The sequence below is a fragment of the Geodermatophilus sp. YIM 151500 genome, from assembly GCF_025716945.1.
Lineage (GTDB): Bacteria > Actinomycetota > Actinomycetes > Mycobacteriales > Geodermatophilaceae > YIM-151500.
Genome location: NZ_JAOVZT010000003.1, coordinates 65,438 through 82,501, shown reverse-complemented (window position 1 = coordinate 82,501; position 17,064 = coordinate 65,438). Strand labels below are relative to the sequence as shown.

The 17,064-nt window shown below is 76.1% G+C and carries 18 protein-coding genes; 4 read left to right on the top strand and 14 right to left on the bottom strand.

The annotated features are described in order from the left end of the window. The first annotated feature begins 101 nt into the window (after positions 1 to 101). Both OF117_RS06845 and OF117_RS06840 read left to right on the top strand, forming a co-directional pair. The gene (locus OF117_RS06845; RefSeq protein ID WP_263552068.1) at positions 102 to 647 is read left to right on the top strand and encodes a YbhB/YbcL family Raf kinase inhibitor-like protein; all 546 of its coding nucleotides are present in this window, start codon (positions 102 to 104) and stop codon (positions 645 to 647) included. A 230-nt stretch (positions 648 to 877) separates the two neighbouring features. Next, a complete protein-coding gene (locus tag OF117_RS06840) occupies positions 878 to 1,783 on the top strand; it encodes a class A beta-lactamase-related serine hydrolase (RefSeq protein ID WP_263552067.1) in 906 nt (301 codons plus the stop codon). A 57-nt stretch (positions 1,784 to 1,840) separates the two neighbouring features. Here OF117_RS06840 and OF117_RS06835 read toward each other — a convergent pair whose 3' ends face one another. After that, on the bottom strand, positions 1,841 to 2,656 hold the full coding sequence (locus tag OF117_RS06835; RefSeq protein WP_263552066.1) for a GNAT family N-acetyltransferase: 816 nt from the start codon (positions 2,654 to 2,656) through the stop codon (positions 1,841 to 1,843). A 119-nt stretch (positions 2,657 to 2,775) separates the two neighbouring features. On the opposite strand from OF117_RS06835, the gene coaA reads away from it, so the two are divergent. Then, positions 2,776 to 3,729: a type I pantothenate kinase gene (gene coaA, locus OF117_RS06830; protein WP_263552065.1), complete on the top strand. Its 954-nt coding sequence runs from the start codon at positions 2,776 to 2,778 to the stop codon at positions 3,727 to 3,729. Between the two features lie 153 nt (positions 3,730 to 3,882). Further along, on the top strand, positions 3,883 to 4,086 hold the full coding sequence (locus OF117_RS06825; protein WP_263552064.1) for a DUF5999 family protein: 204 nt from the start codon (positions 3,883 to 3,885) through the stop codon (positions 4,084 to 4,086). A gap of 129 nt (positions 4,087 to 4,215) precedes the next feature. Here the strand turns inward: OF117_RS06825 and gcvP are convergent, their stop codons facing one another. From gcvP to OF117_RS06760, 13 genes are all read right to left on the bottom strand, one after another. Then, positions 4,216 to 7,260 (bottom strand): aminomethyl-transferring glycine dehydrogenase, encoded by a 3,045-nt coding sequence (gcvP, locus tag OF117_RS06820; RefSeq protein ID WP_263552063.1) that lies wholly within the window; start codon positions 7,258 to 7,260, stop codon positions 4,216 to 4,218. A 401-nt stretch (positions 7,261 to 7,661) separates the two neighbouring features. Continuing rightward, positions 7,662 to 8,159, bottom strand: a complete 498-nt coding sequence (locus OF117_RS06815; RefSeq protein WP_263552350.1) for a MerR family transcriptional regulator — start codon at positions 8,157 to 8,159, stop codon at positions 7,662 to 7,664. Positions 8,160 to 8,465: 306 nt separating this feature from the next. Then, entirely contained in the window at positions 8,466 to 8,951 is a 486-nt protein-coding gene (locus OF117_RS06810; RefSeq protein ID WP_263552062.1) for a bifunctional nuclease family protein, read from the bottom strand. Positions 8,952 to 9,095: 144 nt separating this feature from the next. After that, positions 9,096 to 9,833, bottom strand: a complete 738-nt coding sequence (locus OF117_RS06805) for a MerR family transcriptional regulator (RefSeq protein ID WP_263552061.1) — start codon at positions 9,831 to 9,833, stop codon at positions 9,096 to 9,098. A 152-nt stretch (positions 9,834 to 9,985) separates the two neighbouring features. Beyond that, entirely contained in the window at positions 9,986 to 10,507 is a 522-nt protein-coding gene (locus OF117_RS06800) for an FHA domain-containing protein (RefSeq protein ID WP_263552060.1), read from the bottom strand. A 258-nt stretch (positions 10,508 to 10,765) separates the two neighbouring features. Next, positions 10,766 to 11,176, bottom strand: a complete 411-nt coding sequence (gene gcvH, locus OF117_RS06795) for a glycine cleavage system protein GcvH (protein ID WP_263552059.1) — start codon at positions 11,174 to 11,176, stop codon at positions 10,766 to 10,768. Positions 11,177 to 11,240: 64 nt separating this feature from the next. Continuing rightward, positions 11,241 to 12,260, bottom strand: a complete 1,020-nt coding sequence (locus OF117_RS06790) for a DUF881 domain-containing protein (protein ID WP_263552058.1) — start codon at positions 12,258 to 12,260, stop codon at positions 11,241 to 11,243. Next, positions 12,257 to 12,589, bottom strand: a complete 333-nt coding sequence (locus tag OF117_RS06785) for a small basic family protein (RefSeq protein ID WP_263552057.1) — start codon at positions 12,587 to 12,589, stop codon at positions 12,257 to 12,259. Before OF117_RS06785 ends, OF117_RS06790 begins: the two co-directional genes overlap by 4 nt. A gap of 3 nt (positions 12,590 to 12,592) precedes the next feature. After that, positions 12,593 to 13,543 (bottom strand): DUF881 domain-containing protein, encoded by a 951-nt coding sequence (locus tag OF117_RS06780; protein ID WP_263552056.1) that lies wholly within the window; start codon positions 13,541 to 13,543, stop codon positions 12,593 to 12,595. A gap of 61 nt (positions 13,544 to 13,604) precedes the next feature. Then, positions 13,605 to 14,252 (bottom strand): CDP-alcohol phosphatidyltransferase family protein, encoded by a 648-nt coding sequence (locus tag OF117_RS06775; RefSeq protein ID WP_263552055.1) that lies wholly within the window; start codon positions 14,250 to 14,252, stop codon positions 13,605 to 13,607. Positions 14,253 to 14,370: 118 nt separating this feature from the next. Next, positions 14,371 to 16,452: an elongation factor G-like protein EF-G2 gene (locus tag OF117_RS06770; RefSeq protein WP_263552054.1), complete on the bottom strand. Its 2,082-nt coding sequence runs from the start codon at positions 16,450 to 16,452 to the stop codon at positions 14,371 to 14,373. A 12-nt stretch (positions 16,453 to 16,464) separates the two neighbouring features. Next, positions 16,465 to 16,665: a DUF1918 domain-containing protein gene (locus tag OF117_RS06765; RefSeq protein WP_263552053.1), complete on the bottom strand. Its 201-nt coding sequence runs from the start codon at positions 16,663 to 16,665 to the stop codon at positions 16,465 to 16,467. 161 nt (positions 16,666 to 16,826) lie between these two features. Beyond that, positions 16,827 to 17,045 carry a hypothetical protein gene (locus tag OF117_RS06760; protein ID WP_263552052.1) on the bottom strand — a complete coding sequence of 73 codons (219 nt, stop codon included), beginning with the start codon at positions 17,043 to 17,045 and terminating at the stop codon, positions 16,827 to 16,829. Between the last annotated feature and the right edge of the window lie 19 nt (positions 17,046 to 17,064).

Genomic DNA, 17,064 nt, shown 5'->3' with positions numbered 1-17,064 from the left:
GCCCGCCCCGTGACCGGGCGGGCCGGCGGGCCGGTGCCTAGGGTCGCGGACAGGGGGCGAGCCCCGCCCCGCCGCCCACCCCGATCCGCAGGAGGTCCGCCATGGCCGACCGGCCCGTGCCACCCAACCCCTACGACTTCCTCCCCCCGGTGCCGAGCTTCACCGTCACCAGCAGCGACGTCCGCGACGGCGCGCCGCTGGACCGGGCCCAGGTGAGCGGCACGATGGGCGCCGGCGGCGAGGACCGGTCGCCCCAGCTGTCCTGGTCCGGTTTCCCGGAGGGCACGCAGGGCTTCGCCGTCACGATGTTCGACCCGGACGCGCCCACCGTCAGCGGCTTCTGGCACTGGGTGGTCACCGGCATCCCCGGCTCGGTGACCGAGCTGCCCAGCGGCGCCGGCGACCCAGGCGGCCGGGGACTGCCCGGCGGTGCCCGGCAGCTGCGCAACGACGCCGGCTTCGCCGGCTTCGTGGGCGCCGCTCCCCCGGCCGGGCACGGGGAGCACCGCTACTTCATCGTGGTGCACGCGCTCGACACCGCGGACATGGGTGTCCCGGACGACGCCTCCCCCGCGTACCACGGCTTCAACCTCTTCGGTCACACCGTGGGCCGCGCCGTCCTCGTCGGCACCTACGAGCAGCGCTGAGCCGGGGCGCACCCGTGCCCGGTGCGCGTACCCGGTGCGCGTACCCGGTGCGCGTGCCCGGTGCCCGTCGCCGCCCGGTCCGCGGGGCCGCCTGGGAGTTCGTTGAGAATTCACCGGCTCGGGCGCGCGACGACTGGATGAGCGCGCGCAGGCGGGGTAGGCATGGGCCCATGTCGACAGGACGGCCCCCGGCGGGCCCGGCCGTCGGCCGCGGCGGTGCGGCGGTCCTGGTGGTCCTGACGGTCCTCGCCCTGCTGGCCGCGTCGGTGGCCGGATCTGCCCACCGGCCGGCGGCGGCCTCGACGGCGCCCGCCGACGTGGTGCCCGCGGCCGTCGCCGCGTACGGCGGGACCGGCACGATCGCCGTCGTCGTCGCGCCGCAGCAGCGCCCGGTGACCGCGTCCGGCATCCGGGCCGCCCGCGAGCGGGCCGCGTTCGCCTCCGGATCCTGGGCGGACAACGGCGAGGCGGCGGCGCGGCCGTTCCCGACCGCGTCGCTGGTGAAGCTGTTCGTCGCCGAGGACCTGCTGCACCGGCACCGCTCGGGGGCGATCAGCCTGACCGACCGCGACCGCGCGCTGCTGCAGCGGATGGTCAGCTCGTCGGACGACCCGGCCGCCTCCTCCCTGTGGGTGCGCTACGGCGGGCCGCAGATGGTGCGCGACGTCGCCGCCCGCTACCAGCTCGCCGCCACCACGCCGCCGCGGGTGACGGGCGAGTGGGGCGAGACCTACACGACCGCCCGCGACCTCGCCCGCTTCCTCAGCCTCCTGCCGACGGTGGCGCACCCCCTGGACGCGGCGACCCTGCTCCGGTGGATGTACGGGGTGACGCCGACGGCCGCGGACGGCTTCGACCAGCGCTTCGGCCTCCTCGGCGCGGTCGCCCAGCGGCCGGCCGTCAAGCAGGGCTGGATGTGCTGCGTCGGCGGACGACGGCACCTGCACTCGGTCGGCCTGGTCGGCGGGCGGGTGGTCGTGCTGCTCAGCGAGGTGCCGCGCGGCGTGGGCTACGCCGCCGCCCGGGAGGCCCTGACCGCCGCGGCCGCGCAGATCCCGCTGCCGGACCGCCCCGCGCCCGGGTGGATCGACCCGCCCCCGCCGCCGGCGCACCGGGCCGCCACCCCCACGGGGTAGCAGCCGGACCCGCCGGCATCCGGCCGGCCCGGCGCCGGGGTCGGCGTCCCCGGCCGATCAGGCCGCGTCGTCGCCCGGCCCGGCGACACCGGTCGTGGCCAGCCGGGCGAAGCCGACCCGCTCGTAGACCCGCGCGACGTCGTCGTCGCCGGCGGTGAGGAACACCAGCCCGGCGGTCTCCCGGGCGTGCGCGACGAGCGCCGACGCGAGGCCCGCGCCCAGGCCGCGTCCGCGCAGCCGCGGCAGCGTAGCCACGCCGACGACCTCGCTGACGACCCCCTCGCCGACGGCCACGGGCTGGTGCGAACCGACCGCCACCGGCTCCCCGTCCTCGACGGCGACCATCATGACCGTGCGACCGGCCGCGATCCGCTCGCGCAGCACCTCCGTGCGGGCGGCCAGCTCGGGCGAGAGGACCGCCGACGTCTCCCGGACGTCGACCCGCCCGCCGGGGTGCGCGAAGGCCACGACCGCGACCTGCTGGTAGCGCGGCAGGTCGGGATCGTCGGCGCCCACCAACCACAGCCGGACGCCGGCGGGCAGCAGGAGCTCGACCGGGTCGGCGGCGACCAGCAGCGGCAGCTCGTCGACGGTCAACCCGGCCTCGCGGGCGGCGGTCACCGCCTCCGGAGCCCGCTCGCACACCCACTCCAGCGCCACCGGGACCCGAGCGGCGAGCTGGAGCGCGAGGGCCGCCTCCACGTCGGCCACGGTCACCGGTCCGGCGCCGGGCCGCGGCCGGGCCGGCCAGGGCCACGCCGGGGCGCCGATGGGGACGTCGAGCGCACCGGCGACCTCGATCCGCGCGTCCGGCAGCGGCGCGGCGGCGAAGTAGCGCTCGATGCAGTCGAGCAGGCCCGGGCGGGTCGGCACACCGGCACCATAGACGCCGGCCCCCCGGCCGCCGGACCTGCGCGGGAACCGGGAGGTCCGCAGCACCCGGGCGGGTGACCCCGGCGAGACCGACCCGCGCGGGACGGCACGATGGACCCGTGACGGCAGGCACCCGCGATGGGATCTCGCCCTGGGCGGTCTTCGACCGCGAGTCCTGGCGAGCGCTGGCCGCCGGCTCGGAGCTGCCCCTCGACGAGGCCGACGTGCGCGCCCTGACCTCCCTCGGCGACCGGCTGGACCTGGACGAGGTCGCGACCGTCTACCTGCCGCTCGCCCGGCTGCTGGGCCTGCACGTGGCCGCCGGCCGGCGACTGTGGGCGGCGCAGCGCGCGTTCCTCGGCGATTCGACCGACAAGGTCCCGTTCGTCGTGGCCGTCGCCGGCAGCGTCGCCGTCGGCAAGAGCACCACCGCCCGGCTGCTGCAGACGCTGCTGGCGGCCGCGCCCGGGTCGCCGCGGGTCGACCTGGTCACCACCGACGGCTTCCTGCTGCCCAACGCGGTGCTCGAGTCGCGCGGGCTGCTCGGCCGCAAGGGATTCCCGGAGAGCTACGACCGCCGGGCGCTGCTGCGCTTCCTCGCCGAGGTCAAGTCCGGACGGGCCGACGTGTCGGCGCCCGTGTACGACCACGCGGCCTACGACATCGTGCCCGGCGAGCGGCAGGTCGTGGACCGGCCCGACGTCCTGGTGCTCGAGGGCCTCAACGTGCTGCAGGCCGGCCGGCAGGCCGACGGGTCGGCCCCGGACCTCTTCCTGTCCGACTTCTTCGACTTCTCCGTCTACGTCGACGCCGCGGAGTCCGACATCCGGCAGTGGTACGTCGAGCGCTTCCTCGCCCTGCGCCGGACGGCCTTCCGCGACAGCACGGCGTACTTCCACCGCTTCGCCGACCTCACCGACGAGCAGGCGCGGGCGACCGCCCGCGGCATCTGGGCCGCGGTCAACGGGCCGAACCTGCGCACCAACATCGCCCCCACCCGGTCGCGGGCGCGGCTGGTGCTGCAGAAGACGGCCGACCACTCCGTGCGGCGGGTGCTGCTGCGCAAGCTCTGACGCCGGCCGGCCGCACCGTCCCCCGTCCGGGTGACCCGGCGGCGGCGGACGTGCCCCCGCCCTCCAGCCGGCACGCGAGCGTGCCGATACCAGAGCCGGACGAGTACGCACCACGATCCCGCCGGCTCCCCCGCCGGGACGGAAGGAACCACGATGTGCCAGCACCGGACGCCGTGCCCCGACGCCACCAGTGACGACCGCGACCTCGCCGCCGTCGTCCGCAGCCACCCCGAGCAGGGCTGGAGCCTGCTGTGCAACGGGGTGGTCCTCTTCGACGACGACGGCGAGCTGCTGCCCGACGGCCGCGCCGTCGCTGCCCACCACACCTGGCTCGCGCCCGAGCTCGTCGCATCCTGACCGTGCGCCCCTGACGGGGCGTCGATGTTGGGGATAACGGAAGTTCCGGCATCGTGCTCCGCCGACGCCCCGTTCGCGGTCAGGGGACGGGGCGTCGGCGCGCGTGCTCGGCGGGTGGGACCCCGAGGGTCAGCGGGTGCCGACGACGTCCGCGGCGGTGCCCGCGTCGTCGGGCGCACCCGCTGCCCGGCCGGGCACCCGCCCGTCGCCGCCACCGGACGACGGCGCGCCCGGGTCCGGCTCGGCGAAGGCCTCCGGCGACGGGCAGGAGCACACCAGGTGGCGGTCGCCGTAGGCCTGGTCGATCCGCCGCACCGGGCTGAGGTAGCCGCGGCCGGCGAGGCCGGGCACCGGGTAGACCGCCTCGGTGCGCGCGTACGGCCGCCGCCACTCCCCCGCCAGCATCTTCAGCGTGTGCGGCGCGTTGCGCAGCGGGTTGTCGTCGCGGTCCCACTCACCCGTGGCGACCTTCTCGATCTCGGCCCGGATGGCGACCATCGCGTCGACGAAGCGGTCCAGCTCGCGCTTGTCCTCGCTCTCGGTCGGCTCGACCATGAGCGTGCCGGCGACCGGGAAGCTCATCGTCGGCGCGTGGAAGCCGTAGTCGATGAGCCGCTTGGCGATGTCGTCGTTGGTGATGCCGGTGGCCTTGGTGAGCGGTCGGATGTCGAGGATGGCCTCGTGCGCCACCAGCCCGGCGGCGCCGGTGTAGAGCACCGGGTAGTGCTCGCGCAGCCGGGCCGCGACGTAGTTGGCGGCCAGGATCGCCTGCTCGGTGGCTCGGGTCAGCCCGTCCGGGCCCATCAGCCGCAGGTACGCCCAGCTGATCGGCAGGATCCCCGCCGACCCCCACGGCGCGCCCGCCACCGTCGGTCCGCCGCTGCCGGTGTCGACCAGCGGGTGCCCCGGCAGGAACGGCACCAGGTGCTCGCGGACGCCGATCGGCCCCACCCCGGGGCCACCGCCGCCGTGCGGGATGCAGAACGTCTTGTGCAGGTTGAGGTGGCTGACGTCGGAACCGAACCGGCCGGGGCGTGCCAAGCCGACCAGCGCGTTGAGGTTGGCGCCGTCGACGTAGACCTGGCCGCCGGCGTCGTGCACCGCGGCGCAGATGTCCTGCACCGCGGTCTCGAAGACGCCGTGCGTCGACGGGTAGGTCAGCATGATCGCGGCCAGCCGGTCGGCGTGCTTCTCCACCCGGGCGTGTAGGTCGGCCACGTCGACGTTGCCGGCCTCGTCGCAGGCGACGACGACCACCCGCATGCCGGCCATCACCGCGCTCGCGGCGTTGGTGCCGTGCGCGGAGCTGGGGATCAGGCAGACGTCGCGGTGCTCGTCGCCGCGGGAGCCGTGGTAGCCGCGGATGGCCAGCAGCCCGGCGAACTCGCCCTGGCTGCCGGCGTTGGGTTGCACGCTGACCGCCGCGTAGCCGGTGACCTCGGCCAGCGCGGTGCAGAGCTCCTCCACCAGCCGCGCGTAGCCGCGGGCCTGCTCGACCGGTGCGAACGGGTGCAGCTGGGCGAACTCCGGCCAGGTGATCGCGGCCATCTCGGTGGCGGCGTTGAGCTTCATCGTGCACGAGCCCAGCGGGATCATCGTCCGGTCCAGCGCGAGGTCCTTGTCGGCCAGCGACCGCAGGTAGCGCAGCATCGCGGTCTCCGATCGGTGCGCGGAGAAGACCGGGTGCGTCAGGTACGCCGTCGTCCGGCGCAGCTCGGCCGGGAGCGCGTCGGCGCCGTCGTCGTCCAGGGCCGAGTCGTCGGCGGCGACGCCGAAGGCCGCGGCGACCTCGCGCAGGACGTCCGGCGTCGTCGTCTCGTCGCAGGCGACGCCGACGGTGTCGGCGTCGACCAGCCGCAGGTTGATCCGCCGGTCGGCGGCGGCGGCCACGACCTCGGCGGCACGGCGGGGCACCCGGACGGCGAGGGTGTCGAAGAACCGGTCGTGCACCAGCTCGACCCCGCCGGCGCGCAGCCAGCCGGCCAGCGTCGCGGCGCTGCGGTGCACCCGGGCGGCGATCGCGGCGAGCCCGTCGGGGCCGTGGTAGACCGCGTAGGCCCCGGCCAGGACGGCGAGCAGCACCTGCGCGGTGCAGATGTTGCTGGTCGCCTTCTCGCGGCGGATGTGCTGCTCGCGGGTCTGCAGCGCGAGCCGGTAGGCGACGTCGCCGTCCGCGTCGACCGAGACGCCGACCAGCCGGCCGGGCAGCTGCCGGGCCAGCCCCTCGCGCACGGACAGGAAGCCGGCGTGCGGGCCGCCGTAGCCCAGCGGGACGCCGAAGCGCTGGCTGGTGCCGCAGGCGACGTCGGCGCCCCACTCCCCCGGCGCCTCGAGCAGCGTCAGGGCCAGCAGGTCGGCGGCGACCACGACCGCGGCGCCGGCCTCGTGCGCGGCGGCGGTCAGCGCGCGGTGGTCACGGACGGCGCCGCTGGCACCCGGGTAGGACAGCAGGACGCCGAACGCGCCGGCAACCGGGAGGTCGGCCGGCCAGCCGCCGGAGAGGTCCGCGACGTGCAGCCGGATGCCCAGCGGCTCGGCCCGGGTGCGCAGCACGGCGAGGGTCTGCGGCAGGGTGTCCTCGTCGACGACGAAGACCGCGTCCGGCTTCGCCCTCCCCGCCCGGCGGACGAGCGTCATCGCCTCGGCGGCCGCGGTGGCCTCGTCGAGCATCGAGGCCCCGGCCACGGGCAGGCCGGTCAGGTCGGCGACCACGGTCTGGAAGTTGAGCAGCGCCTCGAGCCGGCCCTGGCTGATCTCGGGCTGGTAGGGCGTGTAGGCGGTGTACCAGGCGGGGTTCTCCAGCACGGTCCGCTGGATCACCGCGGGGGTGACCGTGCCGGAGTAGCCCAGGCCGATCATTGAGGTGAACACCTCGTTGGCCGCCGCCCGCTCGCGCAGCAGGGCGAGCACGGCCGCCTCGTCCTCGGCGGCCGGCAGCCGCAGCGGCGACCGGTCGCGCACCCCCTCGGGCACGCACGCGTCGACGAGCGCCTCGAGGGAGGGCTGCCCCACGGCCTTGAGCATCTCGACCGTCTCGTCGGGCCGCGGGCCGATGTGCCGGGCCTCGAACGAACCGGCCGGCCGGAGGGCGCTCAGCGGAGGGAGGGATCCGGCCAGGGGGGGCAGGGACGTGCCGGACGGCTCGCCCCCCTTCTCGGGAGCACGGTCGACCATTGCAGCGACGCTACCAGCGCGGAGACGTCCTCCGGCGGCCAGCGACCGAGGTCACGCCCGGGCCCGGCGCTTCGACTTCTGCGGTGTTCTCCTCGCTCCTGCGGCGCTGCTCCACCGCAGGAGCGCGGACGACCCCGCACGAGCCCCGGTGCAGGAGGAACGGAGGTGACGCTCAACCGGAGCGTGAGGGACCGGATGCGGTGGCGCGAGGAGCGGGGGCCCGGAGGGTCCCCCGACGACCGCCGCGCGGGGCTCAGCGCGACCGGGGACGGCACGTGGTCGCGGTGGCGCGAGGAGCGGGGGCCCGGAGGGTCCCCCGACGACCGCCGCGCGGGGCTCAGCGCGACCGGGGACGGCACGTGGTCGCGGTTGGAGCCCGCTAGGGCGACAGATGGAACAGCTCAGACCGCCGCGCGGCGGCGACGACGCTGCGAGAGCTCGTCGTCGGCGGGGTGCACGGTGCTGCCGTCGATGCGCTCGGCCGGCAGCTCGGCCAGCTCGCCGGACAGCTCGCGCAGCGCCCCGGAGACGGCGATGCCGAAGACGCCCTGGCCGCCGGCGAGCAGGTCGACGACCTCCTCGGCCGAGGTGCACTCGTAGACGGTCGCGCCGTCGGAGAGCAGCGTGACGTTGGCGAGGTCCTTGACGCCGCGGTTGCGCAGGTGGTCGACGGCCTTGCGGATGTTCTGCAGCGACACCCCGGTGTCGAGGAGCCGCTTGACCACCTTGAGCACCAGGATGTCGCGGAACGAGTACAGCCGCTGGGTGCCCGATCCGGTCGCGGTGCGCACCGAGGGCCCGATGAGCCCGGTGCGGGCCCAGTAGTCCAGCTGCCGGTAGGTGATCCCGGCGGCGGCGCACGCGGTCGGGCCGCGGTAACCGACGAGGTCGGTGTCGATCTCGTCGTAGGCGGGGGCGCCGACGGCGGCGTCGCTGAAGAGCTGACCCTGGGAGCCGTTGCTCTGGTCGCTCACGTCCAGCGTCCTCCTCTTGTCCCGGCCCGCTCGCGCGGCGGTCGCGGCGCTGCACCCACGAAACCTCAGGTGTCACACCGTTGTCGTTCGCGACCGTAGGCCGGGCCCCGAGGTGGGTCAACTGAGCGGGGCGGCGTGTCGCCGTCCTCATCACTTCGGGTTGACCCCGGCACGGCCGCTGCCGATAGGACCGGGATGCGCTCGGTGCGGTGACCGCACCGACCGCCCGGTTCAGCTGCCGCCGGAACCCGAGCCGGCGCCAAAGTCCTCCGGGGAGATCTGGTCGAGGAACTCGCGGAACTTCTCGACCTCGTCCTCCTGCTCGTCGGGGATCTCGATGCCGACCTCGTCGAGCAGTTCCTCGGCACCGTAGATGGGAGCGCCGGTCCGGACGGCGAGCGCGACGGCGTCCGACGGGCGGGCGCTGACCACCCGGTCGTCGCCGAAGACGAGCTCGGCGATGTAGATGCCGTCGCGCATCTCGGTGATGTTGACGGCCTCCAGCGTGGCGCCCAGCGCCCGCACGACCTCCCGCAGCAGGTCGTGGGTCATCGGCCGGGCCGGCCGCACGCCCTGCTGCTCGAAGGCGATGGCCGCGGCCTCGACCGCACCGATCCAGATCGGCAGGTACCGCTCCCCCTGCGTCTCCTTGAGCAGCAGGATCGGCTGGTTCCCGGGCAGCTCCACCCGGACTCCGACGACTCGAAGCTCCTGCACGGTGCGGCTCCCTCCGCTGCGGCCCGAGGGTGCGGGCGGTGCGGTTGTGCGGCGTGGACGAAGGCTGGTGGACGGCGGGTGGCTGCTCGGCGGCCCGGGGCGCGCGGCGGGTCGCCGTCCCGGTGTCCTCACCGTACGCCGCCGTCAGGGGCGCAGGAGGTCGCGGAGCCGTGCCTCCAGCAGCGCCGTGTGCAGCCTCGCCGAGAGGCCGGCCAGCTCCCGCAGCTTCTCGGTCGCCCGGGTGCGGGCCTCCTCGGAACGGGCCCGCAGCACGGGTGCGACGACCTGCTCGACCAGGCCCGCCTCGCGGTCGGCGGCCGTGCGGTAGACGCGCAGGTGCCGGGGTTCGATCCCGTGCCGGGCCAGCCCCGCGGCGGCCCGGGCGACGGGCAGGTCGGCGACCGGGTGCCGGCCGTCGTCGTCCGGGGTGAGCAGGCCGAACTGCACGCAGTCGGCCAGCTGCCCGGGCTCCAGCCCGGCGGCGCGGGCGAACTCCTCGGGGGTCAGCGGCTGCTCCTGGCCCGCGCCGGGCGCCGGTGGGGGGACCGCCGCCGCGGCGGGCGGCGTGCCCGGCAGCGGCTCGCCCCGGTCGAGGGCGTCCAGGTGCTCCTTGATCACCCGCAGCGGCAGGTACTGGTCGCGCTGCGCGGCCAGCACGTACCGCAGCCGGCTCACGTCCGCCGAGGAGAACTTGCGGTAGCCCGACGGTGCCCGTCGGGGGTGCACCAGCTGCTCGCTCTCCAGGTACCGGATCTTGCTGATCGTCACGTCGGGGAAGTCGTCGCGCAGGACGGCCAGGACCTCCCCGATGGCCAACCGGGGAGCGTGCTCGTCGGCGGCGTCCCCGAGCGCGCCCTCGCGCGGCTCGGGCACCGCGGTCACGTGCCCTTCCCGCCGAGGGTCGCCGGGGCCGCCGGAGCGCGCGAGGGCGCGCGGAGGTCAGCCGTCCCGGCGCTGCCGCCGGTGGACGGCGCTCCGCCCGCCGGCTCCGCCCGTCCTGCTGCGGTGCCCATCGGTGCGCTCCGCGCGACGGGTCAGCGACCGGCCTGCTCGCCGGTGCGCGGACCGGTGAGGTAGACGAGCCGGAACTTGCCGATCTGCACCTCGTCGCCGCCGGCCAACGTGGCCACGTCGACCGGCTCGCGGTTGACGTAGGTGCCGTTGAGGCTGCCGACGTCGTGCACGGAGAACCCGCCGCCCTCGCGGTGGAACTCGACGTGCCGGCGGCTGACCGTGACGTCGTCGAGGAAGATGTCGCTGTCGGGGTGCCGGCCGGCGGTGGTGACGTCCTGGTCGAGCAGGAACCGGCTGCCGGCGTTGGGACCGCGCTTCACGACGAGCAGCGCCGAGCCTGCCGGCAGGGACTCGACGGCACCGGCGTGCGCGTCGGCCGGGGCCTCGGGCAGCTCGGTCTCGCCGGTGGGCGCCTCGTCACCGCCGATCTTGGGGATGACGCTGGTCGACTCGCCGACGCGCTCCTGTGCGAGCGCCGTGCCGCACTGTGCGCAGAAGCGACTGCCCTCGGGGTTCTCGTGGCCACATCGAGTGCAGTGCACGTCTGTCTCCTCCGTACGAGGGCCCGGATCCGGGCTTCGGGACGGCCGCGGGCGGCCGGCGGACGGCGGACCGGACGGCCCGCCGGGGGTCGGCCGCCACCCTAGGGGCGGACCGGGGTCATTCGATCAGCGGGCGGCCCGAGGGTCAACCGCACGTCGAGGGTCGGGGCTCTGGCCGGCCGGCCGGCCGCCGGCGGTCACCTGCCCGTGCCGAAGCATAGTGAGCGCCGCCGCCCGGACACCGGTGGGCGGCCCCGGTCACGAGGCGTCGACCAGCGCCTGGTAGGCGTCGGCGTCGAGCATCCCGGCGGTCGGGTCGCCGTCGTCGCCGGTCACGGTGATCTCCACCAGCCAGCCCTCGCCGTACGGGTCGGCGTTGATCGTCTCGGGCGCGTCGGCCAGCGCCGTGTTGATCGCGGCGACGACCCCCGCCACGGGCGCGTACACGTCCGACACGCTCTTGGTCGACTCGACCTCGCCCATCGGGCTGCCGGGCGACACCTCCTCGCCGACCTCCGGCAGCTGCACGAAGACGATGTCACCCAGGGCGTCCTGCGCGTGGTCGGTGATGCCGACCCGGACGACGGTCCCCGCCCCCTCGCTGCCCTGCACGAGCGCCCACTCGTGCTGGTCGGTGTAGCGGCGGTCGTCGGGCACCTCGGTGGGCATGCGGCGTCGTCTCCCGTCCTGTACGTCATGGAGCTGCACGGCTGGTCTCTCCGCGAGCGGCGGCTCAGTCCCCGGTCGCGGGCGCAGCGTATTGAGCCGTCTCCAGGGGCCGCAACGCGTCCACCTGCACGCTGTCGGACCGCGTGACCGTCACCGTGCCACCGCGCCCGGTGATCCGCTGCACGGCGCCGCCGGGGATGTTGAGCGCGGTCTCCATGAACTGCGGCGAACCGATGACGACGACCTCGTACGGCGCGGAGATCGGCCGTCCGTCCACCCGCAGCTCGCCGGGGCGGCCGGTGACCGCCGTGTCGACGCCCACCCGGGCGCCGTCGACCTGCATCGTCTCCGCGCCGGCGCCGCGGAGTTCCTGGACGACGTCGATGAGGTCGGCCACCCGGATCTCCCCGCGCGGGTCGCCGATGCTGACGCGCAGGCCCGGGCTCTGGGCGGCGACGGTGCCGGTGAGGATGCCGATGGCCTCGGCGCGCTCGCGGGCCACCTCCAACGCGGTGAGCGACCGGGTGTCGGAGGTGGTGAGCTGGGCGAGGGTGCTGCGCTGCTCGGCGATCTGCTGGCGCAGCCGGCTCTCCCGGTCGTCGAGCTCGTCGAGGATCCGGACGAGGTCCTCCTCCCGGGCGCCGGCCAGCACCTCCCCGGCGTCGGTCGTGCGGACCTGCACGGCGAGGGCGAATCCCAGCAGCAGGGTGAGGACGCCGATCAGCGCGGCGGCCCGCGGGTCGCGCCGCCGACGAGCGGCCGGGGCCGGCGCGGCCGCAGTGGGGACGGTGGTGGGCTCCTCCCCCGGTCCACCGCCGTCCGGTCGCCCGCCGTCCGGTCCGTCGCCGTCCGGTCGCCCGCCGTCCGGTCCGTCGCCGTCCGGTCGCCCGCCGTCCGGTCCGTCGCCGCCGGGTCCCCGACCGTCGGCGACCTCGCGGGCGGGAGCCTCGCCGGGCTCGGTGCCGGGCGCTCCGGCGGCCGGCGCACCGCTGGACCCGTCGCCGGGCGCGGGGAGCCGCCGCTCCCCGTCGGTACCGGAGGCCGGGCCGCCGTCGGCGGGCCGGCGCGGCTCGGGGACGTTCATGCCCGGAAGACGTGCCGCCGGATCGCGGCGGCGTTGCCGAAGATGCGGATGCCGAGGACGACGACGACGGCGGTCGACAACTGGGCCCCGACGCCGAGCTGGTCGCCGAGGAACACGATGAGCGCGGCGATGACGACGTTGGACACGAACGAGATCACGAAGACCTTGGCGTCGAAGATGCCGTCGAGCCGGGCGCGGAGGCCGCCGAAGACGGCGTCGAGGGCGGCGACGACGGCGATGGGCAGGTACGGCTGCAGCCACAGGGGCACGGTGGGGTCGAAGACCAGGCCGAGGAGGACGCCGAGCGCCAGGCCGATGATGGGGACCACGGCTCAACCCTCCGGTGAGGGGTCGGCGGCCGGGGGGTCGGCCGGCGAGGGGTCGGCGGCCGAGGGGTCGTCGACAGCGGCGCCGCTCGGCGGCACGGGCCGGGCGATGCGGAGCTCGGGGATGCCCGCGGCCGGCAGGCCGAGCTCGTCCTCCTGGGCGAAGTCGAAGCGCAGCCCGAACGTCTCGGAGATGACGGCCAGCGCACCCACCTCCGGGTTGGCGAGGAAGCCCTGCGACAGCCGACCCGGATCGCCGATCGCCCGGATCTCGTAGGGGTTGGTGACCGGCCGGAAGTCGACGAGCACCGCCTCCCCGGCGAAGCGGATCGCCGTGGTGGGGCCCAGCCGCTGGTCGTTGACGCTGACCGCCTCGGCACCCGCGGCCCACAGCGCGTTGACCACCAGCTGGAGGTCCCCGTCGCGCACGCGGCCACGGGGGTCCTCCTCGGCGGTGCCGCCGACCGGGTCGGCGTCGGCGTCGGCCTCGGCGTTGGCCAGGGTCACCAGCAGCCCCGGACCGGTGACCGGCACCGCGGCGGCGGCCGCCTCGAGGCGGGCGAGCTCCTCGAGGGCCTCCTGCCCCCCGGCCGAGGTGGCCAGCAGCTCCTCCCGGGTGTCGCCGACCCGGCCGCTCAGCTCGTCCAGCTGGGCGGCGAGGTCGTCGGTCACGGCGGACTCGCGCTCGATGTCGGCGACGAGCGCCGCCCGGATCTCCTCGCGGCCCTCCGCGCCGGCGGCGGCCTGGCTGTACGCGACCGCGACCAGCACACCCGCGGCCAGCATGGTCACCCCGGCCAGGACGCGGCCGCGCCACGGCGACCGCTGGGAGGGCACCCCCGCCGCGCGCGCCTCGGCCGCCTGCGCGTAGGCCGGGTCGAGTGTCTCCGCCAGCACCTGGTCGAGCAGCGAGGCACCGACCGACCGCAGCCCGCTGCCCCGCGGCGGGGCGGTCACGCCCCCTCCCGGCCGGCACCGGTCCGGCCCTGCATCGCCCCGCACCGGCGGGTCGACGGCGTCACGGGACCGCCCCCGCCGCGTCGGGCGGGCGCCGGCCGCGCAGGATGCCCAGCGCCTGGCCGGCGTAGAGGACACCGGAGAGCAGGTAGAGCGCGGCGCCCCAGATGGTCAGCGCCCAGGCGACCGGCTGGACGACGACCGCGACCGGCGCGGTGCCGTCGGCGAGCAGGAGCAGCGGGAAGGCGTACAGCATAATGAACGTCGCCGCCTTGCCCAGGTAGTGCACCTGCAGCGGCGGGCTGCCGCTGCGCCGGAGCAGCAGCAGCAGGACGCCGAGCGCGAACTCCCGCGCCACCAGGACGCCCACGAGCCACAGCGGCACCACCTCGCGCAGGGCCAGGGCGGTGAGCGCGGCGACGATGTACAGCCGGTCGGCGGCCGGGTCGAGCACCACCCCCAGCCGGCTGCGCTGGTTGAGCATCCGGGCGAGCTTGCCGTCGGCCCAGTCGCTGGCCCCGGCCAGGGCCAGCACGGTGATCGCCCAGCCGTCGGCGCGCGGGCCCAGCAGCAGCCACAGGAACAGCGGGACGCCGAGCAGGCGCAGCACCGACAGCGCGTTGGGCACCGTCAGCACGCGGTCGGCGACGGCAGCGTCCACCCGGGCGGACAGCGCGGTCGCGGACCACGGCCCGTTCGACGACGTCACGATCCCTCCCGCGCCCAGCACACCGCCTTCGAGGCTAGTGTCCCGCGTCGGGCCGTCCGCGCGACGCACCGGAGGCCGGGGCCGACGGTGGCGGGCCCCGGACGTCCGGCGCCCGGGTTCAGGCCGGCACGGCGGTGACCGACGGGGGCGCCGGTTCGTAACCCAGCGGGCGGCGGTCGAAACTGCCGGTGCCGTGGGTGACCGAGCGCAGCACGCCGGGGTAGGTGAGCAGTTCCACCTCGGGCACCTCGGCGCGCACGCGGGTGCGGTCGCGGTCGGGATCGGCCTCGCTGCCGGTGACGCGGGCCCGCCGGGCGGACAGGTCGCTCATGACGGCCCCGACGTACTCGGCGGGCACCACGACCTCGATCTCGCACCAGGGTTCCAGCACGCGGGTGCCCGCGGCGGCGGCGAGCTCGCGCAGCGCCAGCGCCCCGGCGGCCTGGAAGGCGGCGTCCGAGGAGTCGACCGAGTGCGCCTTGCCGTCGACGAGGGTGACGTGGACGTCGACGATCGGCCGGTCGCCGCTGATGCCCCGCTCGGCCTGGGCGCGGACGCCCTTCTCGACGCTGCCGTGGTACTGGCTGGGCACCGTCCCGCCGACGATGCGCTGCTCGAACACGATGCCCGAGCCGGGCGGGCCGGGTTCGGCCTCGACGACGACGATCGCGTACTGGCCGTGACCGCCGGACTGCTTGACGTGCCGGCCGGTCGCCGTGGCCGCGCCGGCCAGCGTCTCGACCATGGGGACGCGCACCGGCACCGTCTGCACGGTGACGCCGTGGCGGGTGCGGAGCCGGTCGAGCAGCACCTCGGCGTGCGCCTCGCCCACGCACCACAGCAGCAGCTGGCCGGTGTCCGGCCGGCGTTCCAGCCGCACGGTCGGGTCCTCGGCGACCAGCCGGCCCAGCGCGGTGGCGAGCCGGTCCTCGTCGGAGCGGGACGCGGCCTCCACGGCGACCGGGAGCTGCGGCGTGGGCAGGTCCCACGGCGGCACCAGCCGCGGGTCGTCCGGCGAGGAGAGCGTGTCGCCGGTCTCGGCGCTGCTGAGGCGGGCGACGGCGCAGATGTCACCGGCCGGGCAGGCCGCCACGGGGCGCAGCGCGGTGCCCAGCGGGGAGGACACCGCACCGATCCGCTCGTCCACGTCGTGGTCGGGGTGGCCGCGATCGGCGAGCCCGTGCCCGGAGACGTGCACCGGCACGTCCGGCCGCAGCGTGCCGGAGAAGACGCGCACCAGGGAGACGCGGCCGACGTAGGGGTCGGTCGTGGTCTTGACGACCTCGGCCACCAGCGGGCCGTCCGGGTCGCACGCCAGCGGCGGCGCGGGTGACCCGTCCGGGCGGGTGTCGCGCGGGCAGCCGTGCTCGAGGGGGGACGGGAACGCGGAGACGAGCAGGTCGAGCAGCTCGGGGACGCCGACGCCGGTGAGCGGGGCGACGCACAGGACGGGGTGGAAGTGGCCGCGGGCGACCGCCGTCTCCAGGTCGGCGACCAGATCGGCCACGGCGAGCTCGTCACCGGCGAGGTAGCGCTCCATGAGCGTCTCGTCCTCGCTCTCGCCGATGATGCCCTCGATCAGCTCCGCGCGGAGGCGGTCGGCGTCCGCGGCCGCGGTCGCCGCCTCGGGGTGCGGCTGGAGCAGCGACACCAGCCCGGTTACCGCCCCGTCGGCGCCGCGCTCGACGAGGTGCAGCGGGTGCACCCCCTCGCCCAGCATCATCTGGCAGAGCCGGACGGCGTCGTCGACGTCGGCGCGGGCGCGGTCGAGCTGGGTGATGACCACCGCTCGCGGCATGCCGACGGCGGCGCACTCCTGCCACAGCTGCACGGTGGCCGCGTCGACGCCGTTCACCGCGGAGACGACGAACAGCGCAGCGTCCGCGGCGCGCAGCCCGGCGCGCAGCTCGCCGACGAAGTCCGGCGAGCCCGGCGTGTCCAGCAGGGTGATGCGGTGGCCGTCGTGCTCGAGGGTGGCCACGCCGAGGGACACCGAGCGCTGCTGGCGGACCTCGACCTCCTCGGTGTCCAGGCAGGTCGTGCCGTCCTCCACCCGCCCGGCGCGGGGCAGGGCGCCGGCCGCGACCAGCAGGGCCTCGGCCAGCGTGGTCTTGCCCGCGCCCGCGTGGCCGACGAGGGCCACGTTGCGCACCTTGTCGGCGGGCCGCGGCGCCGGGGCCGCGGCGGTGTCCTTCGCCACGATGTCAGCCCCTCAGCCGCGTGAGGGGCCGGGCTCGACGACGGCCGCCGTGCCGGCCGGGTAGAAGAGCCCGGTGTGGCCGTCGGGCTCCCAGCGCACCCGGTAGGGCGGCCCGCCGCCGGGCTCGTGGCACTCGAGGATCGTCCCGGTGCGCTCCGGTTCCCCCTGGTGGGTCGAGCGGACGACGATCCTGTCCCCGACGTGAGCTTCCACGGCGACCTCCCGGCAGTGCTCCGAGCTGTGTTGTGGTTCACAGCCTGCCTGGGCGGCGGGGGACGATCAAGACCCCGGTACGGACGACGGACGCCGTCCGGCGCGCCCGGGCCCGACGCGCCGGACCCCCCACCCGCCGTCGGGTGGACGGCGACGCGGGCTCATCCCCAGGGTGCGCTGGTGTCGCGCGCGCAGACCGGGCAGGCGTGCTCGTCGCCGCCCTCCGGCGGCCAGTCGCCGACCACCACCTCCACCCGGGCTCCGCACTCGGCCCGGTAGGGGCCGTCCCGGCGGGCCGCCTTGGCCACGACGGCGTGCCGCTCCCCCACCGGGTTGCCGTCGCCGCCCGCGCGGCGGCCCACCACGTATTCGCTGCTCATGGCGGAGGCATACCAGACC

What these genes read in the sequence shown, in the direction of transcription:
- gcvP (WP_263552063.1), bottom strand. Translation starts at nt 7,260, where the DNA reads ATGGTCGACCGTGCTCCCGAGAAGGGGGGCGAGCCGTCCGGCACGTCC.
- gcvH (WP_263552059.1), bottom strand. Translation starts at nt 11,176, where the DNA reads ATGCCCACCGAGGTGCCCGACGACCGCCGCTACACCGACCAGCACGAG.
- OF117_RS06845 (WP_263552068.1), top strand. Translation starts at nt 102, where the DNA reads ATGGCCGACCGGCCCGTGCCACCCAACCCCTACGACTTCCTCCCCCCG.
- OF117_RS06760 (WP_263552052.1), bottom strand. Translation starts at nt 17,045, where the DNA reads ATGAGCAGCGAATACGTGGTGGGCCGCCGCGCGGGCGGCGACGGCAAC.
- OF117_RS06825 (WP_263552064.1), top strand. Translation starts at nt 3,883, where the DNA reads ATGTGCCAGCACCGGACGCCGTGCCCCGACGCCACCAGTGACGACCGC.
- OF117_RS06790 (WP_263552058.1), bottom strand. Translation starts at nt 12,260, where the DNA reads ATGAACGTCCCCGAGCCGCGCCGGCCCGCCGACGGCGGCCCGGCCTCC.